This window comes from Corynebacterium pseudopelargi (assembly GCF_003814005.1).
Lineage (GTDB): Bacteria > Actinomycetota > Actinomycetes > Mycobacteriales > Mycobacteriaceae > Corynebacterium > Corynebacterium pseudopelargi.
The window spans coordinates 1,030,711-1,053,751 of record NZ_CP033898.1 but is presented as its reverse complement, the minus strand read 5'-3'; the positions used below and the strand labels follow the sequence as shown (position 1 = coordinate 1,053,751).

The following is a 23,041-nucleotide window of genomic DNA, read 5'->3' as shown; positions in this document are numbered from 1 at the left end:
CGAGTGGCGTCATGGTCACGACGCTGAGCACGCCACGCGATGGCTTACCGGCCCTTTGCACTACTCCCAGCCAATTACGCAAGGCAGAACGAACCCTTGCCAAGGGCACTGGCGCCATTGCCGTTGATACCGAACGTGCCGGAGGTATCCGCTACAACGATCGGGCATTTCTGCTTCAGCTTCGCCGCGCAGGCTCTGGCACCGTGCTCATCGATCCCGAACCGCACCGCGAGGTGGTAGGCCCTGCCCTTGAACCGGCGCTTTCCCAGACAACGTGGGTGCTTCACGACGCAGCCACGGATCTACCAAGCCTCTACGCCCTAGGGCTCTACCCTGCCGACATTTTCGATACCGCCGTCGCCGCAAAACTGCTGAATATCACGCCCTATCGCCTGCCGGAGCTCAGCGCAGCGCTGATCGGCTACACCATGCACAAGTCGCACGGTGGCGAAGATTGGTCGCGGCGTCCCCTGCCAAAAGCGTGGCGCAACTACGCGGCTTTAGATGTAGAGGTGTTGCTCGAGCTTGCCCAAGCCTGCCAAAAGCGCCTCGATGCCGCGGGTAAGAGTCAGTGGGCAAAAGAAGAATTTGAGTTCATCCAGCACAAAGCAACGCCGCTTGCGCCACCGAGGTGGGAGGATTCTAAAGCTGCCAATAGCGTGTCCAAGCCCCAAGAACTCGCGGTGATCCGAGCCCTGTGGCATCACCGCGATGCCCTGGCCATGGCCATGGATGTTGCCCCGCACCGACTCCTGCCCGATAAGGCGATGGTAGCGATCGCTACGAAGCGTCCTCGCTCGGTATCCCAATTGATGCGTCTGAGTGCATTCCCGAGAGACCTTCGCGGCCATGCGGGCGAATGGCTGAACGTGGCTCAAGCCGGTATTGCTGCACAACCTTGGCCGAAACGGCCTCGGCGCCAAAGCACAATTAGCGCGAGCGCATGGAAGAAGCGCGATCCTTCAGGCTTCGAGCGTTTACTCGCAGCCGAGACGGCATTAGAGCAGGTGCAAGCCGATATCAACGTCGAAGCTGACACACTGATGTCGCGTCGTACACTGCGCAAAGTGTGTTGGGCGTGTATCCACCAAGGCGAAGAGCTTGAGCAGGCCCTCGATCAAACGCTGCTGCGCCCCTGGCAAAGAGAACAAGCCCAGCCGGTGTTTCGCGCCGCTGGGCTGTGTTAGAGACTATTGCTGGAACAGCTGTGCTGCCCACTGCCAGGATTGCTCAAAAATGCCTTCGGCATCAAGGCCTACTTCGTTGAGCAATTCATCGCGGCTTTGGTGCAGCGGGAAGATCTCAGGAAACGCCAAGTTGCGGATCGGTGTATCAACTTCTGCGGCATGCAAAGCAGAGCCGATCAAAGATCCAATGCCACCGTTGATCACACCGTCTTCTACGGTCACTACCAGGTCGTGATCATCAGCAAGCGCAATCAAGCTCGGAGCAACTGGAACCACCCAGCGAGGATCCACCACAGTGACATTGAGGCCAGCGTCTCGCAGACGCGATGCAGCCTCGAGCGTCGGGGTTGCCATGGCACCCACTGCCACCATGAGCAGGCTGGGAGTGTCCTCATCTTCATCGGCATCGAGGTAGCTTAAGACGTCTACGCCGTCTTCGAGTCTTTGCACCGCAGGGATGGGCTCAGGCAGATTGCCCTTGGGGAAGCGAACCACGCTGGGACCTTCGATGTCGAGGGAGGCGTCGAAAAGCTCCTTTAACTCTTCACCATCTCGCGGGGCTGCAACGTGAATGCCCGGCACCACGCTGGTGAGCGAGAAATCCCATACGCCGTTGTGGCTGGCGCCATCAGAACCCGTGGCACCTGCCCGATCGAGCACGATCGTTACCGGCTGGTGCAACAAGCCAACATCCATGAGGAGCTGGTCAAAGGCGCGATTTAAGAAGGTGGAATAGATAGCCACAACCGGGTGCATCCCGCCAAGCGCCAAGCCCGCAGCCGAGGTCAAGGCGTGCTGCTCGGCGATGCCGACATCGAAGAAACGTTCCGGGAAGCGCTCCCCAAAAGCAGAAAGCCCAGTCGGCCCCGCCATCGCCGCGGTAATAGCCACCACATCGCTTCGACGCTGCCCCGCTTCTACCAATGCTTTGCTAAACACGGACGTCCAGCCAGGGCTTTTCGTGCCAACGGGCTCACCAGTTTTTGGATTAATCACCCCGGTGGAGTGCATCAACTCGGCCACATCATTTTCAGCCGGGGCATAACCACGACCCTTTTCGGTGACCATGTGCACAATGATCGGGCCTTGGTACTCACGGGCATAGCTCAGAGCATTTTCCACTTCCTCCATGCTGTGACCATTAACCGGCCCGATGTATTTGATGCCCAGTTCTGGGAACATCTGGGTGGGAAGCACGGTGGATTTGAGGCCTTCTTTAAAAGCGTGGAGAGCCTCGAAGGTGCGCTCGCCAAACCAACCCATGGATTTCAAGGTGGACTTACCTTGTTCCATGACCTTGTCGTAGAACGGCATGGTGCGAAGCTCGGCCAGATTAGCCGCCAAACCACCAATCGTGGGCGAGTAGCTGCGGCCATTATCGTTGACTACCACCACAACATTGCGGGTGTTACCACCGGCGATATTGTTCAAAGCCTCCCAGCACATGCCGCCGGTCAAGGCACCATCGCCAACCACTGCAACGACCTTGCGGTCGGCCTCGCCGCGCAGCTCGAATGCCTTGGCTAAACCATCGGCATAAGAGAGGGCGGCCGAAGCATGCGAAGATTCAGTCCAGTCATGCTCGGACTCATCCCTGCTGGTGTAACCAGACAAGCCATCTTTTTGGCGAAGCTGATCAAAACCCGCACGGCGCCCAGTGAGGATCTTGTGCACATAGGACTGGTGCGAAGTATCAAAGATGATGGGATCGCGCGGCGAGTCAAACACCCGGTGCAGCCCGAGGGTGAGCTCTACAACGCCCAGATTTGGCCCCAAGTGTCCGCCGGTGGCAGATACCTTTTCCACCAGAAAATCCCGGATTTCCTGCGCGAGAGTGAGCAATTCATCCTGGCTCAAAGCGCGCACGTCGTTGGGGGTGGAAATGCGTTCAAGAACACTCATGGGCGAAAAAGGCACCCTTTCTACGTGGCGTCGTCGGCGAGGTCATCGCCTTCACATGGTCGAGCTCCGCGGTTGGTCGCGTTGGACGCGAAGACTTTGTTTCATCTTACTAGGCTTGCATACCGCTCTAAGAATCTCCCTGCTCGCTGGCAGCAGAAACACTCGGGCGAATCAGTGCGACGCACTCGCAATGATGCGTGCCAGGGAAGGCATCAACAACGATCAACCTGTCCATGCAATAACCCTGCGCCTGCCAATAGCCAAGATCACGGGCGAAGGTGGCTGCATCACAGCCGATATGCACCACCGCCGAAGGCCCGGCGCTCGCAATCGCTTCAATCACATCCTGCCCGGCGCCGGTGCGCGGCGGATCGAGCACCACAGCTTCTGGCTGAGGCAATTGCGGCACAAGTTTTGCCACGTCTGCGGTGTGAAACTCCACTGCATCGCGCAGGCTGCTCTTGCTAAAAGCCTGTTGCCCAGCAGCCGCCGCGGCACGCGATACCTCCACGCTATGAATCGTGGCCTTCGGAAGTGCTGTGGCAATCGCCGGTGCAAAAGCACCCACGCCTCCATAAAGGTCCCAAGCACACGATGCCTTTTGGTTCTTGGCATCGTGACCCAGCGCAGTCTGGAGCATGTCGGTGATGATGTCGCTATAGCACTGCACTGCTTTGCTATGTGCCTGCCAAAACGCTGTTGCGGGCAGCTTAAAACTGACATCAGCGATGTGTTCTTGCACCAAGGAGGTGCCGCTTAATGTTCGCTCAATGGTTTCTCGCCTACGCCCGCGGGCTGCTTTGCGAATTTCTACCACGCTGATCGCGCCATCGCCGTCATAAGCAGCCACCACTTCTGCACCTGGGGTGACGGTGCCAATAGCAGCGATTGCCTCTTGCAGCTCCGGTACGGCCTGCGAACAAGGCGTATTTGGCACGATCTCGCTCGAACGCGCCTTACGCATACCCACCTGGCCCTTGGCGTTCGTGCCTAAACGCATCCTGGTACGCCAGCCAGTGGGTTGGGCAAAATCCACCACGGTGACTTGCTCAGGTGCAAGCTCGATGCCTGCTAAGGCAGCAAGTTGGTTGAGCACCACATCGCGTTTCAGCCCTGCCTCCTGGGCCGGATCAACCGATGCAAAATCGCAGCATCCTGCGCCTGCGGCCGCCGCCTCGCATCGTGGGGCGGTGCGTATTGGGGAAGGCGTGAGCACTTCGACAACGCTTGCTTTGGCAAAGCGCTTTTTTACTTGCGTGCATTCGGCGCGAACATGATCGCCGGGTAATCCGCCCCGAACGAACACCACACGGCCGTCGATATGGGCAATGCCCTCACCGCCATAGGCCATGTCGGTGATCTCGAGATCTAGGTATTGGCCTTTGGCCAGGGTATTCGTCACTACTGTTGATCCTGCTGTTGCGGCTGTTGCGGCTGTTGTTGGGCCTGCTGTTGCTGTGCCTGCTGTTGTTGTGCCTGTTGGCGGCGCTGCATTTCTTCTTGGACCTGCTCAGCAAGGGGCGCAGGCAGTGCCACAGGCAGCGATTCACCGGCGAGGATGGGGGTATCGCCACGGTTAACAAAGCTACGGGCAATCACCTCTCGGGCAAGCTCGGCTGCTTGGTCTGCCGATGCTTCAGGTGAGGCGATAGTAAAACGCAGCATCCAGCGCGGACCATCGACGCCAATGACGCGAACAATATTGGATTGCTCGGCATCCAAACGGCCTACCACTTCGCGCCCGAAGGGGCCGTATTCGGTGACCACGCGAAGGCCGTCGGCACGCATGCTTTCTGCGGTGTCCTTAGCCAGTTTGCGCCACTGCCCTCCTGATACGGGCGCTGCAAAAGCTACGGGAGTAAAGCGGCCGTGCTCGGTAAGAATGTGCAGCATCTTAGGTCCACGCTCTCCCATCTCCACCTGCACCTGGGAATCATGGGGCAGGGTAATAATCATGGAGCCTAAGTTGAGCGCTGCATGGGAGAAGTCGCTGAAGTCGAAGCTTTGAAAATCATGCTCTTGGGCGTCGTAGGGACCTTCGGCGCCGAGGCGGCCTTGGTAAGGCTCGTCGTTGACGTCTACTCCCTCAACGCTTTCGATATCTACTGCGCCAACTTCTTCCGCCTCGGCAGTATCGGGTTCGGTGTCGTTGAACTCAGCAGAGGTCTCTGCGATGTCCTCGTTGCGTTCTTTGTCTTCTTTTTTGCCAAATGGCCACAGTGCCATAGTGCTTCAGCCTTTCTATTTTTTATGAGGTATTGCTGGTGGTGTGCTCTTTGTTTAGGCGTTGCCGCTGCGGTGTTTCAAGTGTTGCATTATCCAAGGCATCCGCGTGTTCGCTGCCAAGGCATCCGCGTGTCCGCCGCCAAGGCATCCGCGTGTTGGCCGCCGAGGCAGGCAGGCTAGACGCCCGTAGAGCCGTAGCCGCCTTCGCCCCTGGTGGTGTGGTCAAGATCGTTTACTTCTTCGAAGTCCGGCAGGGCCACCTGCTGCACCACCAATTGCGCAATACGATCACCGCGTTTGATTTCGATTGGGGTTTGCTGGTCAAGGTTAATCAGACACACTTTGATTTCGCCACGGTAATCAGCATCAATGGTGCCGGGGGTATTCACAATGCTCAGCCCGTGGCGTAAGGCCAAACCTGAGCGCGGGTGAATAAGCCCCACGGTACCCAAGGGCAGCGCGATAGCGATCCCGGTTCCAACCAGGCTGCGCTGGCCAGGTTCGAGGGTGCAATCCTCAGCCGCGTACAGATCAACTCCAGCGTCGCCCCGGTGAGCCCGCTTGGGCATGGGAAGCTCGGGATCTAGACGCTTGAGCGGAATGGTGAATTCGGTGTCATGCATACCGCTACCCTAGCGGAGCTGCCCGGTGGTGTTCGTAGAAGGTAAGGTAGTTGCCTGTGAGTTCCAAGCAACAAAGTTCTGCATCGGTGTTATATGAAGAGCGCCACTGGGTGCCTTGGTACTGGTGGCTCGTGGCCGCAGGCGTGGTGGCGCTGATGACCAGAATGTTGGCCATGAACCGTTCTGCCATCTGGCTGTATGCACCAGCAGTGCTGCTCAGCGCCTTGGCGTTGTGGATTCTGCTAAGCTTTTCTTCTACTCGTTTGCGCGTAGAACAAGACCCAGATGGCACCCGTTGGCTTACCTCGGGCGAGGTCAATCTGCCGCACACGGTGGTGTCTAAGTCCTTGGTGGTTCCAGAAAGCGCCAAGCGCAATGCGATGGGCCGGCAGCTCGATCCAGCAGCCTTTCTTATCTCCCATGATTGGGTCAAGGAAATGGCAATGTTCGTGCTGGATGATCCAGAAGATCCAACCCCCTACTGGCTTGTCTCTTCTAAAAACCCAGCGGCCTTAGTCCAGGCCTTTGTGCCGGATCAGGCAGAAGCTGCGCTTCAGGCCTCAAAGCGCTCCTGATTTTGCGCGGATACAACAACAGGCGGCGTTCCCCCTTTTTAGGAGGAATCGCCGCCTTTGTGCTGGATCACTGTGCGTTTAGGCGCAGTCTTGGCAGATGACCGAGCCGTCGTCTTCGACGTGATCGATGCGGTTTTTGCGCTGAACAATAAAGCAGCTCGAGCAGGTGAATTCATCTTGGCGTCGTGGCACCACAGGACCGGAGAGCTCTTCGCCGCTGAGATCTAAGGTGGGCAGATCAAAGGACTCAACGATTTCGCCGTCATCATCCATATCGTCGAGGGAGGCCTCGGCACTTTTCAGGCCCTCGAGGGAGTCGGTCTCCAGCTCATCTTCCACGCCCGCGCGGGGGGCGTCGTAGTCCTTAGCCATGCAGCTCGCTTTCTCCAAGTGGTGATGCGCACTTCCTACAACGTGCCACCACGTGCTTTCGCTTAACGTGGCGCATATTAAGCCATCACTACACTGTTGTCACTTCACTTTCGGGCGTGTCGGGCACGGGGGTAATTTTCCCCTCCCCCTTTTTGGAGCGTTTTCCCACTACACAAGGCTAATTGCCTGCGTTTCAGCTTCACGCTTCCAATCACCGTTGGGGTAGTAATCACACTGCCCTAGTGGCGCTTTACACTTTCTTTTTCCGTCACCTGAGACTTCACCCAGACCGGGTGGAATTGCCGGTTTACAAAGCCAGATCCGCCACATGGGCTGCGAGCCAAAGGCGATGCTTTGTACACTGCAAAACCATGACAAACATTGGCTTTGGTATCGACGTTGGCGGTTCTGGCATCAAAGGTGCCCGCGTAGACCTCGACAGCGGGGAATTCATTGGCGATCGCATCAAGATCCTCACCCCTCAGCCTGCAACCCCCGACGCAGTGGCTGACACAATCAAGGAGATTTTAAGCCGCGCTGAATGGGATGGCCCGGTGGGCATCACGCTGCCGAGCGTGGTTCGCGAGCAGCGCGCCTTGAGTGCTGCCAATATCGATGATGCATGGATCGGCACCGACCTCCAAGCGTTGTTTGCTCAGCATTTAGGCGCTGAGCGTGAAGTTGCCGTGCTCAACGACGCCGACGCCGCGGGCCTTGCAGAGGCGCAATTTGGTAATCCCAAGGCTCGCGAGGGTGCGGTGATTCTGCTCACCTTAGGCACCGGCATTGGTTCTGCCTACCTTATCGACGGCACCTTGTGCCCCAACACCGAATTGGGCCACCTCATCGTCGATGGCAAAGAGGCAGAGCATCTCGCTTCTTCTGCTGCAAAAGACCGCGAAGAGCTCTCCTATACCAAGTGGGCTAAGCGCGTAACGAAGGTGCTGCGCGAATATGAGCGACTGTTTTGGCCTTCGCTGTTCATCGTTGGCGGTGGCATTTCCCGCAAGGCCGATAAGTGGGTACCGAAGTTGAATATTGACACCCCGGTTGTGCCTGCTGAGCTGCGTAACCGCGCCGGCATCGTCGGTGCCGCTATGGCCGCCCAGCAGCAGCTTCGCCCCTAGCGCAACTGCCAAAACGCCAAGCACGTTGAGGGGCTTGCTGGTTACTTTTCCATGCGAGCCCCTTGCGTTCGAGCCTGTGCTTAGGCGAGAATGAAAACGAAATCTCGGCGGAACTGATACTTGACAATAACGCCCTACGCAACACGCGTGGGCGTTTTGCTTTATAATGGCGCTTTGTCCATCGCACGGCAGCTTCTCGCGCGCATTTTGCGCGCGTTGCAAGTTTTAGCGGAAGTCGGCAGCACGAGCCAATGTCTTCCCTCTTTTAAGGCTCGCCGGGCGTACATGAGTGAGAACAGCAACCGAAAGGGCGTACGTGGCAGCCACTGAGCATTCAGATTCTTCCGCAACGGCACGCACTCAAAGCGAGGCCTCCGTTGCCGAGACTGGTAATGAGGCTCCGAAAAAGGCCGTGAAAAAGACTGCGGCTAAAAAGAGCGCACGCAAAGTCGCGCGCAAAGTAAGCCCCAGCACCACCACCGCTGCGGCAAAGGATGCAGAGTCCGGCGATCAGGCAGATACGGCTGCTGGTGCCGACGCTGCCAAGGCGAAGGCCGCACCGGCGAAAAAGACGGCAAAAAAGACCGCAAAGAAGGTAGCCAAGAAGGCCGCGAAAACCACCCGCAAGGTGGTAAAGAAGGCCGACGAGATCACGGCTTCGCAAACCGATGCCACTGAAGCGCCGGCCGAGGAGCAGGAGGTAGCCGAGCAGGCTGCCCCGAAGAAGGCTGCGAAGAAAGCCACGAAGAAGACAGCGAAGAAGGCTGCAAAGAAGACCGCCAAAAAGACGGCGAAGAAAACTGCCAAGAAGGCTGCAAAGAAGGCGCCTAAGGCAGAAGAAGAACTCGAGCTTCAAGACGACGAAGATGTGCTCGACTCCGACGCCATCGATGAAGATGACTTGCCAGGCGCCGACGAGGACCTGGACGAGGACATCAATGAAGATGATCTCGAAGACGACGAGGATGAGGATTCTTCCGAGGAAGACGAAGACGACGGCTCCTCCGTCTGGGACGAAGACGAATCTGCCGCGCTGCGCCAAGCCCGCAAGGACGCAGAGCTATCCGCCTCTGCCGACTCTGTTCGCGCCTATCTCAAGCAGATCGGCAAAGTTGCGCTGCTGAATGCAGAGCAGGAAGTGTCTTTGGCTAAGCGCATCGAGGCCGGTCTATACGCCACCTATCGCATGGAGCAGATGGAAGAGGCGTTTAATAACGGCGATAAGAACGCAAAGCTCACCCCTGCCGTTAAGCGCGATTTGCGTGCGATTGCCCGCGATGGCCGCAAGGCGAAAAACCACCTGCTTGAGGCTAACCTCCGCCTCGTTGTGTCTTTGGCAAAGCGTTATACCGGCCGTGGCATGGCGTTTCTTGATTTGATCCAGGAAGGCAACCTGGGTCTGATCCGCGCGGTAGAGAAGTTCGACTACACCAAGGGCTATAAGTTCTCTACCTACGCCACCTGGTGGATCCGTCAGGCCATTACTCGCGCCATGGCTGATCAGGCTCGCACCATCCGCATTCCTGTGCACATGGTGGAAGTTATTAACAAGCTCGGCCGTATTCAGCGTGAGTTGCTGCAGGATCTTGGCCGCGAACCTACGCCTCAAGAGCTTGCCAAAGAGATGGATATTTCCGAGGAGAAGGTGCTGGAGATCCAGCAGTATGCTCGCGAACCTATTTCCTTGGATCAAACCATTGGCGACGAAGGCGATAGCCAGCTCGGTGACTTCATCGAGGATTCCGAGGCCGTGATTGCAGTCGACGCCGTCTCGTTTACCCTGCTGCAAGACCAGCTTCAAGATGTTCTGCACACACTTACCGAGCGTGAAGCCGGAGTAGTGAAGTTGCGCTTTGGGCTTACCGACGGCATGCCTCGCACCTTAGACGAAATCGGCCAAGTCTATGGCGTGACTAGGGAGCGCATCCGCCAAATCGAATCGAAGACGATGTCGAAGTTGCGCCACCCCTCGCGCTCCCAGGTGCTTCGCGATTACCTCGATTAATCGCTGCTAAGCACGACAAAAGCGCCGGTTTCCAAGGAAACCGGCGCTTTCTCTTGTTGCGCTAAGTCGTTAGAGCCAGCAGCGCTTTAGACGCCTGCTTTTTCTTCGATGCAGCGCTGGACTTCTTCTGCGGTGTCATAATCTGCGCACTCACCAAACACATTGGCAAGGAACACCAGGGTGATCACTCCGAAGATAGTGACCAGGGTGCCGAGCACGATGGCGCTGATAGCAAAGCCTTTGCGCTTGGCTTTCGGGTCTGCGTATTTCTTCGCCTTCACCAAAGCCACAATGCCAAGCACCACAGCGATCAGGCCAGGGATCAAAGCAAAAGAGCCCATGAGCAAGATCGAGAGCAGCGAGACAACGGCTACGCCAAGAGCCCAGGCGGCAATGGTGTTGCTGCCTTGATTCTGCTGCAGAGGCTCGTTGTTGTCGGGGTACTGGGCAGGATAACCGGGCTGAGTCATAAGAACCTTTCTCTAATGAGATAGTTGTTTCATGTGAGGGACGGCTACCAATGTAGCGTATTTAGCAAAAACACAGTGGCCTATCCCTCCAGCCCGGCTTCACGGGGCACTGCTACCAACGACGCAGATAGTCGATGCGCGCTTGCAGCTGTTCTGCCGAACAAAGTGCAGTAGGAGGCCCACCGCATTGGGCGCGCACCTCGGTATGAATTGCCCCATGAGGCCGACCCGTCCGAGACGCTGCAAGTGCAACAAGGGTGTTGAGCTCCTTGCGCAGCCTAGGAATCTCCTGGCTTGCTACCGCTGCTGCTTCCTTTTTCTGCTCTTGAGCAGGTGGCGGCGCTGGTGTGTTTGATTGGGCGTCGCGACGATCGAGTTGCTCGGCCTGGCGTTTGCGCAGCAGCGCGCGCATTTGTTCGGCATCGAGCAATCCTGGCAAGCCCAAATAGTCTGCTTCTTCGTCGCTACCTGCTAGCGTGCCGGTGCCATAAGAGGAGCCATCATAAATCAACGCATCGAGTTCGGCCTCGGCGCCGATCGATTCATAGCTGCGCTCTTGAAGGTCTTTTTCGCTTTCCTTTTTATTCGCAGCAGCCAGCAAATCATCATCCCAGCCTTCCTTGGTGCGATCAGGTTTACCCAGCACGTGATCGCGCGATGTTTCCAATTTGGAGGCCAGTTCTAGCAGCACCGGCACCGAGGGCAAGAAGACGGATGCGGTTTCACCTTTGGCACGCGAACGCACGAAGCGGCCGATCGCCTGCGCGAAAAATAGCGGAGTCGAGGCACTGGTGGCATACACCCCGACAGCAAGCCGCGGCACGTCCACGCCTTCAGACACCATACGCACCGCCACCATCCACTCATCGGTGGAGGCGTCGAATTGCTTGATGCGCTCAGAAGAGCCGGCCTCATCAGAAAGAATCACTGCCACCGGAGTAGACGACAGCTTCTCCAGGATCTTGGCATAGGCACGAGCGGTGGTGGTATCGGTGGCGATGACCAATCCGCCGGCATCGGGAATGGTGGCGCGAAGCTGCATCAACCGGGTGTGCGCAGCCTGGAGCACAGCCGGAATCCACTCGCCTTTGGGGTCAAGGGCAGTTTTCCATGCACGAGCCGTTTGCTCCGGGCTCATGATCTCACCAAGCCGGGCGGCGTACTCCTCCCCTGCGCTGGTACGCCAGCGAGCCTCACCGGAGTAAGCAAGAAAGACCACCGGGCGCACTACGCCGTCGGCAAGCGCATTGGCGTAGCCATAGGTGTGATCTGCTTGGGAGACCAAATACCCTTCGGAGGTTTCCTCGTAGCGCACGAAAGGGATGGCCGAATCATCGGAGCGGAAGGGCGTACCGGTCAGCGCGAGCCTGCGCTCTGCGTCCGAATACGCCTCGCGGATGCCATCGCCCCAACTTTTTGCATCGCCGCCGTGGTGGATCTCGTCCATGATCACCAAGGTGCGCTTGGCGGTTGCCAAAGCGTGGTGCTTAAAGGGGTGCATTGCCACCTGGGCATAGGTCACCACGGCACCGTCGTATTGGGGGTTGAGCGCGTCGGTGTTTTTAAACTTCGGGTCGAGCGAAATGCCCACGCGTGCTGCCGCTAAAGACCACTGCACTTTGAGGTGCTCGGTGGGGACCACGACGATGACGCGGTCGACGATGCGCTTAGTTTTCAGCTCGGTGGCTACCCGAAGCGCGAAGGTTGTTTTACCCGCACCGGGGGTAGCTACGGCAAGAAAGTCTTGAGGTGAACGTTCCAGATATTTTCGCAGCGCCTGCTGCTGCCATAAGCGGAGATCAGAACTCATTTCTTGCGCAAGCCTCGGTACACCCGCTCGCAATCAGGGCACACAGGCGAGCCCGGTTTGGCTTGTTTGGTTACCGGGAACGTCTCGCCGCACAGTGCTACCACCATTTTTCCGGAGACCGCGGAATCTACGATCTGATCCTTTTTTACGTAGTGGAAGAACTTAGGTACGTCTTGATCGTTGCCCAGATCTTCCCGAATTTCTGGCCGTTCGATGGTTTGGGTGCTCGTACTCACTCGATCTATCTTGCACCAATCGACCCCCCTTTGGCTACGCGGACTAGCATTAGACACCATGGACGGCAGAAGCCAGCAGGAACACGATGCTTTCGACGGCAGTGTGCACGAGACACACGCCGCCGAAATTCGGGTTTCACACGCCAAGCGCGCGGTGCTTCGGCTGAAAGGACACAAGGCCGAGCTTGTTACCGACGCCCACCAAAGCCCTGAAGAAAATCGACTCCACCGCGAAAAGGTCTACGCATGGCTCCAAGGGTTGCGTGTGCCCTTCCTCCTTGCCTCCGGCGTGGCGTATGTGTGGTGGCATTCCATCTTGCTTTCGGCAGTGTTGTTTGCCATCTCTATCCCGTTGCCATGGGTCGCCGTGGTCATTGCCAATGGTGTAGGTGAACGCAGGGATCCGCGCACGCCAGCGGTGTACAAGCCGGCGGTGGCTCGCGAATACCAGGCATTTGTGTTGGAGCAGCACAATCAACAACGCGCTCTAGCCCAAGGCAACAACGAGGCACATGCATCCGAGCAGGATTTTCAGGTCGTAGACCATAACGACGCATCCGAAGGTGGCTCGCCGCCACGGTAGGTAGGGTGTTGTATTCATCCGGACAAGACGTGGCAAGGCGCCACTGAGTATGTGCAGAAAGGCATCCCATGAAAGCAGTGCTTACCCGCGTAAGCGAGGCATCGGTACGCGTCGATGGTGAAGTAGTCGGCGCCATCTCCTGCCCGGAGACCGGTGGCATTTTGGCACTGATCGGGGTTGGCCGAGAAGACGATGAGCAGGCTGTGGCAACCATGGCCCGCAAGATTGCAGAGCTTCGCATCCTAGAAGGCGAACGCAGTGTTGAAGAAGCAGGCGCACCAGTGCTGCTTGTGAGCCAATTTACGTTGATGGGCCGCACCGCTAAAGGAAGGCGCCCCTCGTGGTCAGATGCCGCCCCTGGTGAGGTGGCGTCGCCGATGATTGATCAGATTGCCTCGCTGTTGGTTGAGCGCGGCATCGAGGTAGCTCAAGGCCAGTTTGGCGCGATGATGGAAGTCGCCTCAGTCAACCAAGGGCCTTTTACCGTGTTGGTGGAAACCTAAGCGCCAGATGCCACTGGCCTTTTAGTGCAGGTCAGAAACGTTTTATTCTCTAGCGATCAAGGCCAGGAACTTTTTTCAACCCTCTTGCGTTACACCCACGTACGCGCCGATAGCTAGGAGGTCTTTATGACGAGCTCTTCCCTCAAGGATTTCGAAACGGAGGAAGTAGACCGCGGGAGTCGTCGAGGACAGACCAACGACAATCCCTCTGCAGACCTAGTCAGGGTATATCTCAATGGCATCGGCAAAACGGCGTTGCTGAATGCGGAGCAAGAAGTTGAGTTGGCCCAAACCATTGAGGTGGGCTTGTACGCCGAGTACCTGCTCAACGACAGTGACCGGCATCTGACTCGCGCCATGAAGCGCGACCTCAAGCACTTAGTAAAAGAAGGGCGCAAGGCGCGCTCGCATCTTCTTGAGGCGAACTTGCGCCTGGTGGTATCGCTGGCGAAGCGTTATACCAACCGTGGCATGCCGTTGCTCGATCTGATCCAGGAGGGCAACCTCGGGTTGATCCGCGCGATGGAGAAGTTCGATTACACCAAGGGATTTAAGTTCTCTACGTACGCCACCTGGTGGATCCGCCAAGCCATTACCCGCGGCATGGCAGATCAGTCTCGCACCATTCGTCTGCCAGTGCATCTTGTAGAGCAAGTGAATAAGCTCTCGCGAATCAAGCGCGAGATGTATCAGCACCTCGGCCGTGAGGCCACCAATGAAGAGCTGGCAGAGGAATCCGGCATTGATGAGGCCAAGGTAGAGATGCTGCTGCGCCAATCACGTGATCCGGTGAGCTTGGATATGCCAGTCGGTGCCGACGAGGAAGCGCCTTTGGGCGACTTCATTGAAGATTCCGAGGCTACCGATGCCGAGACGGCGGTGGTTGCTTCGCTGCGCCACTCAGATATCCGCATGGTGCTTGGCACGCTCGAGCAGCGTGAACAAGATGTGATTCGGATGCGCTATGGCCTCGACGATGGTGTGCCGCGCACCCTCGATCAGATTGGGCGCCAATTTGGCCTTTCCCGCGAAAGGGTCCGCCAGATTGAGCGTGAGGTGATGGCCAAACTTCGTGATGGCGACCGTGTGGAGAAGCTCCGCGCCTACGCCTTCTAGCGTTTTTTGATACCCATCAAAGCGTGGCCATGTGGCCACGCTTTCTTTTTCTGACCAGCAATATCACTCTTTCTTATTGAGTTCTAGATATTGATTGGCATATACTTTAAGAAGCGTTGCCTGAGTACGCAGGCGCATGGGCGCACGCTACGATGGACTACATGGCTTGGCATGTTCGCCAGCATGTTGACGCACCGCACCAAGTATTGGCTGGGTAAGCTAATGCAAGAAGAAGGGTGAAATTTTATGCGAGATCTTGTCGATACCACTGAGATGTACCTCCGCACCATTTACGAGTTGGAGGAAGAAGGGGTTACTCCCCTGCGTGCCCGCATTGCTGAGCGCCTCGAACAGTCTGGCCCAACCGTAAGCCAGACCGTAGCCCGCATGGAGCGCGATGGATTAGTAAAGGTCTCCTCCGACCGCAGCCTGCACATGACGCCCGAGGGCCGCAAGCTGGCCACCGCAGTGATGCGCAAGCACCGCTTGGCTGAGCGCCTGCTTACCGACATCATCGGGATGGATATCCATAAAGTGCACGACGAGGCATGCCGCTGGGAACACGTCATGAGCGAAGAAGTCGAGCGTCGCCTGGTGGGCGTGCTTGATAACTTTGATAGCTCTCCTTTTGGCAACCCCATTCCCGCCTTGGAAGAAATTGGCGTAGCCGAACATGCCGCCCCGGAACCGGGCAAGCGCGTTGTCGATATCGCCACCGAAGAACCCCAGCGCGTCACCCTGGTGCAGATCAACGAGATCTTGCAGGTAGATCCAGATGCCATGCAAGCACTCCTCGATGCAGACATTGCCATCGGCGATGAGCTGGATCTCTGGCTCGATGGTGGCCACGTTGTGCTACGCAAGGGTGAGAAGGAAGTAGAGCTGCTTGACGATATCGCCCATGCAGTGCGCGTAGAGCCTCAGGCTTAAACCGCGCACAGCGCCTTATATTGCCCATCTCAAAAGAAAAGACGGTGTGATTTTTCCATGAAGCTCCTGGTTACTGGCGGTGCTGGCTATGTTGGCAGCGTGTGCGCGACGGTATTGCTCGAACACGGCCACGACGTCACCATCATCGATAATCTCAGCACAGGTAACCGGGACGCTCTCCCCCAAGGCGCCACCTTTATCGAAGGCGATGTTCGAGACCTCGCCGATGAGGTGCTCGCCGCAGAATCATTCGATGCCGTCCTGCACTTTGCCGCTCGCTCTTTGGTAGGCGAATCCGTAGAGGTGCCTGAAGAGTATTGGCAACACAACCTCGTTACCACCCTGGTGCTGCTCGATGCGATGCGCGAGCACGGAGTACAAAACCTCGTCTTTTCCTCCACTGCAGCAACCTACGGCGAGCCAGAGGAAGTTCCGATGAAGGAATCGGCTCCCACCCAGCCAACCAACCCCTATGGTGCAACCAAGCTCGCAATCGACTACGCCATTACCTCCTACGCAGCAGCTCATGGGCTGGGCGCCACCAGCTTGCGCTACTTCAATGTGGCAGGTGCCTATGGCCTGGTTGGAGAAAACCGAGTAGTGGAAACGCACCTTATTCCCCTGGTGCTGCAAGTAGCCTTAGGCCACCGCGACAAGATCTACATGTTTGGCGACGACTGGCCCACCCCCGACGGAACCCCGATTCGCGATTACATCCACATCCTGGATCTCGCCCATGCCCACATGCTTGCCCTTGAAAGCAACACCCCCGGCAAGCACCGCATTTTTAATTTAGGTTCAGGCGAAGGCTATTCCGTCAAGGAAGTAATCGAGATGTGCCGAAAGGTCACCGGGCACCCGATTCCTGCCGAGGTAGCTCCCCGCCGCGCCGGCGACCCGGCCGTGCTGGTTGCATCATCAGAAAAAGCCAAGGCAGAACTCGGATGGGATCCGAAGCACACCGATTTGCACACCATCGTGCGCGATGCCTGGAATTTCACCTCCCAGCTAGGCGATGCCGCCCATAGCGCGCATCGTTAGCATCTGGCCAAGGCACGCTTGGCTACGCAGCCACCTCATCACCGCGCATCGTCGCGAGGGTGCGGTGGCTTCCGCGTACTACGGCACCGATGACCACTTCCCCATCACCGCGCCGATACCCAAGCTGGAGCAGGTGCGTAAGCCGGTGGCCTGGGCTAGTTTCGATCGCGCACTCTAGGGCAAAAGGCACCCGGAAACTCGCGGCGGTGCCTAAGGCGCACACTGCATACATGCATAAAGCATTGGCTCGAATCTCGCCTTCATAGCAAGAAGCCACTGCTAGTGCTGCCCGGCGCCCCAGCGCCCTATCGCGCATGAATGCTTCCACGCTGGCGTCGCGAAGCGATACGGTACTGAGCCATTGGGCTAATGGCTTTACGTGCTTGGCGCGAAGCTGTGAAGACGCAGGTACGGCAGCGAGGTTGATGCACAAGCGCTCGATGGCGATATCGATGGAGGCTACTCCTTCGAAGAAGTTCGTCTTCATTATCGCCCCCTCCTTCATGGCTTGCTGGGCGGCTTTTTCGCGCCAGGTTCGGTGCGCCCATTTGGGTCGGCTGCAAAAGTAGTCCTTGGCCTCTTGACGGTTGAGCATGGGAAGCTCCCCGAGGGTAAGCATGGCGTGCAGTGAGGTGCTGGCGCAGATATCGGGGATGCTGCCGTGGTTCCATCCGGGAGGCACCGTGGTGTCCGCTTCGATGGGAAGGTGGCGATAGCGAGCCCCGCCTAAGATTTCTTTGACGTGCCAGCAGTGTTGGATTGGTAGCAGGCCGCATCCCGATAGTGATTGCAGCAGGGCCTGGAGATCGTTGAGTTGTTCTGCGTCGAATTCTTCGCTGACTACGAAGGCGAAGGCGATGTCGATATCGACGTTGGTTAGTGCATCTCCTAGGTCATAGGCGTAGCGAAGATCGCTCAGATCAAGGCGAAGCACCGGTCCTACGTGGCGTCGGCCGCCAACAAGCGGGCCGAGTGTGACAACGACGAGTGATTCTTGTGGGTAGTAGCCCAGAATTCCTGGGATGTTGGCGAGCAGTGTTCCTGGTGTGTTGTTTTCTGTCATGGCAGGAAATGTGCCAGGTTTGTACGCATATCGCCGGATATGGCGGTTCTAAGCCGCACACTTATCCACAGCGTCTCGCGTGTTGTGCTGTTGGTGTTACATTAGCCAGTTTTTCACCGCCCACTTTGGCGTTACAGTTGCGCCGATCAAGCCGCTGATGCAGGCTTGCAAGGTTGAGGGGAACAAAAATCTCGGCCTTGGCGTTGTGTGCAGTAACGGCTTGAACGTCAATCGGCCACTGCCGACACACTGGTGAAGCGCTGGTGCGCAAGGTGCACAAAGCCCACTAGGCTAGTGGCCATGGAGTACCTGCAGCTATACAGGTACATTGCGCCGCTTTTGCACCAGAGACCGCCACAATTGTCTTAAGGAGGAACCCAGAACATGCCGCAACATGGAGATCGCATGTACGAACTTGAGTTTCCTGCACCAGAGGTCAAAGGTACTGCCCAACAAGGTCCGACACTCATCGTGGCACTCGATGGCTACGCCGATGCTGGGCTTGCGGTCGACGCGAGCGCTCAGCACCTGTTGAGCGCATTGGATCACCGGCTGGTGGCTTCTTTTAATAACGATGAGCTCATCGACTACCGCTCGCGCAGGCCCGCGGTAGTAATTGACAATGACACGGTGGATCAAGCACAACCGCTTGATCTAGGTATTCAGGTGTTAAAGGATTCCGAGGGTAAGCATTTCTTATTGCTATCCGGGCCTGAACCAGACCTTCGTTGGAATGCCTTTACCCAGGCCGTGGGCGAATTGGTGGAACGTTTTGGGGTTCAGCACACCATCTGTTTGTATGCAGCTCCCATGACGGTGCCTCACACTCGCCCATTGGTGGTATCTGCGCACGGCAATGATGAGAAGCTGGTGGGCAAGCAATTTAAGCTTGATTCCACCATTACGGTTCCAGGTTCTGCCTCGCTGCACTTAGAGCGCCACCTGCATGCCAAGGGCCACTCGGTGGCAGGATATACCGCCCACGTGCCGCATTACTTGGCTGCTTCTGGCTACCCGCAGGCAACGCTGAGCTTGTTAGAAACCATCACTTCTACCACCGGTTTGCGCTTCCCTCTTGGCAGTTTGGAACGAGATGCCCGGAAGGTGGCTCAGCAGGTAGAAGAACAGGTGGCAGGATCGCGCGAAATTGAAGCTGTGGTCCAGCAGCTCGAGCAGCAATACGATGAGGAGCTCGAGCGTTATCGCGAGCAGCATCCGCACGCGGTGCTACCTGGTGAGCAAGACGTACCGAGTGGCGAAGAACTAGGCGCGGAGTTCGAGGAGTTTTTGGCTCACCTCGATGATCGTTCATTAGGCAGCGCAGATCAGGATGAGGATCCAGAAGACCAGGCTTAAGGCCAGCCAGGCTTAAGGCCCGCCAGGCTTAAGGCCCGCCAGGCTTCCAAGGCTTCCAAGGCTTCCGCGGCCGGCGTGGAGGCCACTGCGATGGCCAGCTTGCAGCCGAGGCGGTGAGCGCCAAGCTTTCTTGCTTGGCACGCACAGGTACGCTTGGTGCTTGTGAACCTCACCGATATGCTGCCCGATCTAGAAGAAGTGCCCGAGTCGCTGCTCGATGAGTCAATCTTCGACGCTTTTCTCGCATGGACTCGCCAACGTGGCATTAGCCTCTACCCTGCCCAGGAAGAAGCTGCCTTAGGGGTGCTTGCCAATGATCATGTGATCTTGTCTACCCCTACGGGCTCGGGTAAGTCGATGGTGGCGATCGCCGCGCATTTCTTTGCCATGGCTCGTGGCAAACGCAGTTTTTATACTGCCCCGATCAAAGCGCTGGTGAGTGAAAAGTTCTTCGCCTTGTGCGAGGTCTTTGGCCCTCAGCAGGTTGGGATGATGACTGGTGATGCAACAGTCAATGGTTCTGCCCCAATTATCTGCGCTACTGCTGAGATCGTGGCCAATATTGCTTTGCGTGATGGTATCCGCGCGGATATTCACCAGGTGGTCATGGATGAGTTCCACTATTATTCGGATCCCGAACGTGGGTGGGCCTGGCAGGTGCCTTTGCTCGAGCTCGAGCGCGCACAGTTTGTGCTGATGTCGGCCACGCTGGGCGATACTCGCTTTTTGGAAGAAGACCTCAAAGCCCGCAGCAATCGTGGGGTCACCATCGTCGGTGGCACCGAAAGGCCGGTGCCGCTGGAGTTCGAGTATGTCTACACCCCGGTGCACGAAACCATTGAGGCGCTGCTTCAGGCTAATAAGGCACCGGTGTATGTGGTGCACTTTTCTCAGCGCGAAGCAATTGAGCGTGCGCAGTCGCTGCTGAGCATGGAAATTGCCACCAAACAAGAGCGCGAATTACTCGCCAAAGAAATTGGCGATTTCCGCTTTAGCACCACCTTCGGCAAAACGCTTTCGAAATTGCTGCGCAAGGGAATCGGCGTGCACCATGCCGGCATGTTGCCGAAGTATCGCCGCCTGGTAGAAAAGCTTTCTCAAACAGGGCTGCTGAAGGTCATTTGTGGCACCGACACCCTTGGCGTGGGCATTAACGTGCCCATTCGCACGGTGTTGTTTACCGGCTTGGCCAAATTCGATGGTCAAAAGCAGCGCATTTTGGCCTCGAGGGAATTCCACCAGATTGCCGGGCGTGCTGGGCGTGCTGGTTATGACACCACCGGTTATGTGGTGATTGAGGCACCGGAGCATGAAATTGAGAATTGGCGTTTAAGGCAGCGCGCCGGTAGTGATCCGAAGAAGTTGAAGAAGCTTCGCAAGAAGTCTGCTCGCGATGGTGAAGTCACGTGGGGTGAGCGCACCTTTGAGCGGCTCATGCAGGCCGAACCGGAATCGTTGAGCAGCCAGTTCCGGATGAGTAATGCTGTGTTGCTCAATGTGATTGCGCGCCCCGGTGATGGCTTTGAGCACATGCGCAAGCTGCTGCGCACCAATCACGATAGCCGCGAGAAGCAAAACGCCGATATTTTAAGCGCTATTGAGTTGCTTCGCGGATTGGTTGCAGCCGGCATCGTCGAACGCCTTGATACCCCGGATAATAGCGGGCGAACCTATCATCTCACCCAGGATCTGCAGCGCGATTTTGCGCTGAACCAGCCGCTTTCTCCTTTTGCTGTGGCGGCGTTGGAGCTGTTGGATGAGCAATCGCCGGATTATGCCTATGACGTGATTAGCGTGTTCGAAGCGATTTTGGAAGATCCTCGCCCCTTGCTCTTTGCCCAGCAAAAAGCTGAGCGCGCCAAAGAAATTGAGGCGTTAAAGGCCGAAGGTGTGGACTATACCGAGCGCATGCGCATTGTGGAGGACATCACCTGGCCGAAGCCCTTGGAGCAGACGTTGGAGCAGGCCTTTGATATCTATAGCAAAGGCCACCCTTGGGCGCGTGAGTTTGAGCTGCACCCCAAATCCGTGGTGCGCGAGATGCTGGAAAAGGGCATGACCTTTAGCGATCTCATTGCCACCTATCAGCTTGCCCGTGCAGAAGGGGTGGTGCTGCGCTATCTCACCGATGCGTGGCGCACGCTGCGCCATTCGGTGCCGGAAGACGCCAAGACGGATCAGTTGGAAGAGATCGTGGAATGGCTCGGCGAGCTCATTCGGCAGGTGGATTCTTCGCTTGTCGACGAATGGGCGCAATTAGCAGATCCAGACGCACCAATCGATCAGGCCACATTGGATCGAGAGCTCGCTTTTGGCGTGGAAGATCCCGATGCTTTATCGGCAAACCCCAAGGCTTTGACTGTGATGATTAGAAACCTCATGTTCAAGGCGGTGCGGATGTTCGCCTTGGAGGAAGAAGATGCTTTTGCTGACACCTTTGATTACTTAGAGCAGCCTGTTGATTTAGGCGCTGCGCTGGATGCCTACTTTGATGAGTACGCGGATGTGGATCTTTCCGCAGATGCCCGCGGCCCGGAGTATTTCCAGCTTGATCGCACGGAGCCGCGGCGCTGGACTGTTCGGCAGGTCATTAAGGATCCAGAAGATGATCGCAGCTTTGCCTTCAACGCTGTGGTTGATCTCGATGCCAGCGATGCCGCCGGTGAAGTGCGATTAGCGCAGCTTTCTATCGAGGGCGCATAAAAAATCGGCACCTGGAATAAGGTGCCGATTTTTTCGTCGAAAAGCTTAGCGTGCAGCTTCGATCTCTACTGCCTGGGCAACGCCTTGGACGGTAGCGGCGATCTTGACTGCCTCGAAGATCTGCTCCTTGGTCAGGCCTTCGTTGCGCACGGTCTTCTCGTGAGCGATGGTGCAGTGCTCACAGCCGTTGATGGTGGACACAGCCAGCGACCACAGCTCGAAGTCGACCTTTTCCACGCCGGGCTTGGCAATGATGTTCATGCGAAGGCCCATCTTGACCTGCGCGTAGTCATCGCCGAGCCAGCCCTTGGCGCGGTAGGCAACGTTGTTCATTGCCATAATCGATGCGGCACCGAGTGCGGCGTTGACGGCCTCTTCGCTCAAGTGCTCCTTGGCTTCCTCAGCGATCTCGGAGAACACTGCCTCGTTGCGGGTTGCGGCTGCTGCGGCAAGGAAGGTGCCCCAGAGCTGCTGCTCGGAAAGCTCGGTAGAGCGCGACAGGGTGCCGAGGTTGAGCTTGAGGTCCTTGGCAAACTCGGGCAGGCCGGACTTGAGGTTATCCAACGACATTTACTTCAGACCCTCCTGAAGCTCGGAGAACTTGTCAATGTTCTTGGTGGGGTCGTTCTTCTGCCAGTTGCAGGCGCACACTTCTTCGGACTGCAGGGCGTCGAGCACGCGCAGAACCTCGTCAACGTTGCGGCCAACAGCATCCGGGGTAACAGATACGAACTGGATAATGCCGTCGGGGTCGATAATGAAGGTAGCGCGATCGGCAACGCCCTCAGCGTTTTCTACACCCAGTGCGCGGATGAGCTCGTGCTTGATATCAGAGAACATCGGGAAAGGAATTTCCTTGAGCTCTGGGTGGGTTGCGCGCCAGTTGAAGTGTGCGAACTCATTGTCGATGGAGCCGCCGAGGATCTGGGTATCGCGATCCTGGAATTCCTCGTCGAGCTTGCCAAAGGCGGCAATCTCGGTGGGGCAGACGAACGTGAAGTCCTTGGGGTAGAAGAAGACTACCTTCCACTTACCCTCGTACTTGGCCAGGGATACCTCTTCGAAGTAGTCCTCGGGCTGAGCGGCGTTGACCTCGTGCAGGTCGCCGCCCTTGAGTGCGGTGAGGTTGAATTCTGGGAATGTGTCGCCAACGGTCAAAATTGCCATGGGATCCTCCGTAGTAATGGAAGTTTGAAAATCGTTCTTCGTACTT

Annotated in this window: 22 protein-coding genes; 11 read left to right on the top strand and 11 right to left on the bottom strand. The window is 57.2% G+C overall.

Annotation, left to right across the window (positions count from 1 at the left end):
- Positions 1–11: 11 nt before the first annotated feature.
- Positions 12–1,187, top strand: a complete 1,176-nt coding sequence (locus CPPEL_RS04955; RefSeq protein ID WP_123960099.1) for an HRDC domain-containing protein — start codon at positions 12–14, stop codon at positions 1,185–1,187.
- A 3-nt stretch (positions 1,188–1,190) separates the two neighbouring features.
- Here CPPEL_RS04955 and dxs read toward each other — a convergent pair whose 3' ends face one another.
- The 4 genes from dxs to dut all read right to left on the bottom strand — a co-directional run bounded on the left by dxs (position 1,191) and on the right by dut (position 5,938).
- Positions 1,191–3,089, bottom strand: coding sequence for a 1-deoxy-D-xylulose-5-phosphate synthase (gene dxs / locus CPPEL_RS04950; RefSeq protein WP_123960098.1), 1,899 nt, complete (start codon positions 3,087–3,089; stop codon positions 1,191–1,193).
- A 127-nt stretch (positions 3,090–3,216) separates the two neighbouring features.
- Entirely contained in the window at positions 3,217–4,491 is a 1,275-nt protein-coding gene (locus tag CPPEL_RS04945) for a class I SAM-dependent RNA methyltransferase (RefSeq protein WP_123960097.1), read from the bottom strand.
- Complete coding sequence (locus CPPEL_RS04940) at positions 4,491–5,315, bottom strand: DUF3710 domain-containing protein (protein ID WP_123960096.1); 825 nt, start codon at positions 5,313–5,315, stop codon at positions 4,491–4,493. The genes CPPEL_RS04945 and CPPEL_RS04940 overlap by 1 nt, the downstream gene beginning before the upstream one ends.
- A gap of 176 nt (positions 5,316–5,491) precedes the next feature.
- Positions 5,492–5,938, bottom strand: a complete 447-nt coding sequence (dut, locus tag CPPEL_RS04935) for a dUTP diphosphatase (RefSeq protein ID WP_123960095.1) — start codon at positions 5,936–5,938, stop codon at positions 5,492–5,494.
- Positions 5,939–5,994: 56 nt separating this feature from the next.
- On the opposite strand from dut, the gene CPPEL_RS04930 reads away from it, so the two are divergent.
- Positions 5,995–6,513, top strand: a complete 519-nt coding sequence (locus CPPEL_RS04930; protein WP_206608946.1) for a DUF3093 domain-containing protein — start codon at positions 5,995–5,997, stop codon at positions 6,511–6,513.
- A 78-nt stretch (positions 6,514–6,591) separates the two neighbouring features.
- Here CPPEL_RS04930 and CPPEL_RS04925 read toward each other — a convergent pair whose 3' ends face one another.
- Entirely contained in the window at positions 6,592–6,885 is a 294-nt protein-coding gene (locus tag CPPEL_RS04925; RefSeq protein WP_123960093.1) for a DUF4193 domain-containing protein, read from the bottom strand.
- Between the two features lie 371 nt (positions 6,886–7,256).
- On the opposite strand from CPPEL_RS04925, the gene ppgK reads away from it, so the two are divergent.
- Positions 7,257–8,012, top strand: coding sequence for a polyphosphate--glucose phosphotransferase (ppgK, locus tag CPPEL_RS04920; protein ID WP_123960092.1), 756 nt, complete (start codon positions 7,257–7,259; stop codon positions 8,010–8,012).
- 412 nt (positions 8,013–8,424) lie between these two features.
- Positions 8,425–10,017: an RNA polymerase sigma factor gene (locus CPPEL_RS04915; RefSeq protein ID WP_123961230.1), complete on the top strand. Its 1,593-nt coding sequence runs from the start codon at positions 8,425–8,427 to the stop codon at positions 10,015–10,017.
- An 86-nt stretch (positions 10,018–10,103) separates the two neighbouring features.
- Here CPPEL_RS04915 and CPPEL_RS04910 read toward each other — a convergent pair whose 3' ends face one another.
- From CPPEL_RS04910 to CPPEL_RS04900, 3 genes are all read right to left on the bottom strand, one after another.
- Positions 10,104–10,487 (bottom strand): DUF4190 domain-containing protein, encoded by a 384-nt coding sequence (locus tag CPPEL_RS04910; protein WP_123960091.1) that lies wholly within the window; start codon positions 10,485–10,487, stop codon positions 10,104–10,106.
- A gap of 112 nt (positions 10,488–10,599) precedes the next feature.
- On the bottom strand, positions 10,600–12,297 hold the full coding sequence (locus CPPEL_RS04905) for a DEAD/DEAH box helicase (RefSeq protein WP_123960090.1): 1,698 nt from the start codon (positions 12,295–12,297) through the stop codon (positions 10,600–10,602).
- A complete protein-coding gene (locus CPPEL_RS04900; protein ID WP_123960089.1) occupies positions 12,294–12,533 on the bottom strand; it encodes a DUF3039 domain-containing protein in 240 nt (79 codons plus the stop codon). Before CPPEL_RS04900 ends, CPPEL_RS04905 begins: the two co-directional genes overlap by 4 nt.
- A gap of 58 nt (positions 12,534–12,591) precedes the next feature.
- On the opposite strand from CPPEL_RS04900, the gene CPPEL_RS04895 reads away from it, so the two are divergent.
- The 5 genes from CPPEL_RS04895 to galE all read left to right on the top strand — a co-directional run bounded on the left by CPPEL_RS04895 (position 12,592) and on the right by galE (position 16,706).
- A complete protein-coding gene (locus CPPEL_RS04895; protein WP_123960088.1) occupies positions 12,592–13,116 on the top strand; it encodes a DUF3099 domain-containing protein in 525 nt (174 codons plus the stop codon).
- Positions 13,117–13,184: 68 nt separating this feature from the next.
- On the top strand, positions 13,185–13,619 hold the full coding sequence (gene dtd, locus CPPEL_RS04890) for a D-aminoacyl-tRNA deacylase (RefSeq protein WP_123960087.1): 435 nt from the start codon (positions 13,185–13,187) through the stop codon (positions 13,617–13,619).
- 126 nt (positions 13,620–13,745) lie between these two features.
- A complete protein-coding gene (locus CPPEL_RS04885) occupies positions 13,746–14,735 on the top strand; it encodes a sigma-70 family RNA polymerase sigma factor (RefSeq protein ID WP_123960086.1) in 990 nt (329 codons plus the stop codon).
- Positions 14,736–14,981: 246 nt separating this feature from the next.
- A complete protein-coding gene (locus CPPEL_RS04880) occupies positions 14,982–15,665 on the top strand; it encodes a metal-dependent transcriptional regulator (protein WP_123960085.1) in 684 nt (227 codons plus the stop codon).
- A 57-nt stretch (positions 15,666–15,722) separates the two neighbouring features.
- Positions 15,723–16,706, top strand: coding sequence for a UDP-glucose 4-epimerase GalE (galE, locus tag CPPEL_RS04875; protein ID WP_123960084.1), 984 nt, complete (start codon positions 15,723–15,725; stop codon positions 16,704–16,706).
- A gap of 22 nt (positions 16,707–16,728) precedes the next feature.
- Here galE and CPPEL_RS04870 read toward each other — a convergent pair whose 3' ends face one another.
- Complete coding sequence (locus CPPEL_RS04870) at positions 16,729–17,769, bottom strand: DUF4192 domain-containing protein (RefSeq protein WP_123960083.1); 1,041 nt, start codon at positions 17,767–17,769, stop codon at positions 16,729–16,731.
- A 384-nt stretch (positions 17,770–18,153) separates the two neighbouring features.
- Between CPPEL_RS04870 and CPPEL_RS04865 the strand changes: the two genes are divergently transcribed.
- Positions 18,154–19,125: a PAC2 family protein gene (locus CPPEL_RS04865; RefSeq protein WP_123960082.1), complete on the top strand. Its 972-nt coding sequence runs from the start codon at positions 18,154–18,156 to the stop codon at positions 19,123–19,125.
- A 162-nt stretch (positions 19,126–19,287) separates the two neighbouring features.
- Entirely contained in the window at positions 19,288–21,828 is a 2,541-nt protein-coding gene (locus CPPEL_RS04860; protein WP_123960081.1) for a DEAD/DEAH box helicase, read from the top strand.
- A gap of 45 nt (positions 21,829–21,873) precedes the next feature.
- On the opposite strand, the gene ahpD is transcribed toward CPPEL_RS04860, so the two are convergent.
- Positions 21,874–22,398 (bottom strand): alkylhydroperoxidase, AhpD family, encoded by a 525-nt coding sequence (gene ahpD / locus CPPEL_RS04855; RefSeq protein WP_123960080.1) that lies wholly within the window; start codon positions 22,396–22,398, stop codon positions 21,874–21,876.
- Positions 22,399–22,995 carry a peroxiredoxin gene (locus tag CPPEL_RS04850; protein WP_123960079.1) on the bottom strand — a complete coding sequence of 199 codons (597 nt, stop codon included), beginning with the start codon at positions 22,993–22,995 and terminating at the stop codon, positions 22,399–22,401.
- Positions 22,996–23,041: the final 46 nt, after the last annotated feature.

Bases quoted from the DNA above. Each gene is read 5' to 3' on its own strand.
- CPPEL_RS04905 (WP_123960090.1), bottom strand. From the start codon at position 12,297: ATGAGTTCTGATCTCCGCTTATGGCAGCAGCAGGCGCTGCGAAAATAT.
- CPPEL_RS04880 (WP_123960085.1), top strand. From the start codon at position 14,982: ATGCGAGATCTTGTCGATACCACTGAGATGTACCTCCGCACCATTTAC.
- CPPEL_RS04925 (WP_123960093.1), bottom strand. From the start codon at position 6,885: ATGGCTAAGGACTACGACGCCCCCCGCGCGGGCGTGGAAGATGAGCTG.
- dut (WP_123960095.1), bottom strand. From the start codon at position 5,938: ATGCATGACACCGAATTCACCATTCCGCTCAAGCGTCTAGATCCCGAG.
- dtd (WP_123960087.1), top strand. From the start codon at position 13,185: ATGAAAGCAGTGCTTACCCGCGTAAGCGAGGCATCGGTACGCGTCGAT.
- CPPEL_RS04955 (WP_123960099.1), top strand. From the start codon at position 12: ATGGTCACGACGCTGAGCACGCCACGCGATGGCTTACCGGCCCTTTGC.
- ppgK (WP_123960092.1), top strand. From the start codon at position 7,257: ATGACAAACATTGGCTTTGGTATCGACGTTGGCGGTTCTGGCATCAAA.
- galE (WP_123960084.1), top strand. From the start codon at position 15,723: ATGAAGCTCCTGGTTACTGGCGGTGCTGGCTATGTTGGCAGCGTGTGC.
- ahpD (WP_123960080.1), bottom strand. From the start codon at position 22,398: ATGTCGTTGGATAACCTCAAGTCCGGCCTGCCCGAGTTTGCCAAGGAC.
- CPPEL_RS04885 (WP_123960086.1), top strand. From the start codon at position 13,746: ATGACGAGCTCTTCCCTCAAGGATTTCGAAACGGAGGAAGTAGACCGC.
- dxs (WP_123960098.1), bottom strand. From the start codon at position 3,089: ATGAGTGTTCTTGAACGCATTTCCACCCCCAACGACGTGCGCGCTTTG.
- CPPEL_RS04910 (WP_123960091.1), bottom strand. From the start codon at position 10,487: ATGACTCAGCCCGGTTATCCTGCCCAGTACCCCGACAACAACGAGCCT.
- CPPEL_RS04895 (WP_123960088.1), top strand. From the start codon at position 12,592: ATGGACGGCAGAAGCCAGCAGGAACACGATGCTTTCGACGGCAGTGTG.
- CPPEL_RS04850 (WP_123960079.1), bottom strand. From the start codon at position 22,995: ATGGCAATTTTGACCGTTGGCGACACATTCCCAGAATTCAACCTCACC.
- CPPEL_RS04870 (WP_123960083.1), bottom strand. From the start codon at position 17,769: ATGACAGAAAACAACACACCAGGAACACTGCTCGCCAACATCCCAGGA.
- CPPEL_RS04940 (WP_123960096.1), bottom strand. From the start codon at position 5,315: ATGGCACTGTGGCCATTTGGCAAAAAAGAAGACAAAGAACGCAACGAG.
- CPPEL_RS04865 (WP_123960082.1), top strand. From the start codon at position 18,154: ATGCCGCAACATGGAGATCGCATGTACGAACTTGAGTTTCCTGCACCA.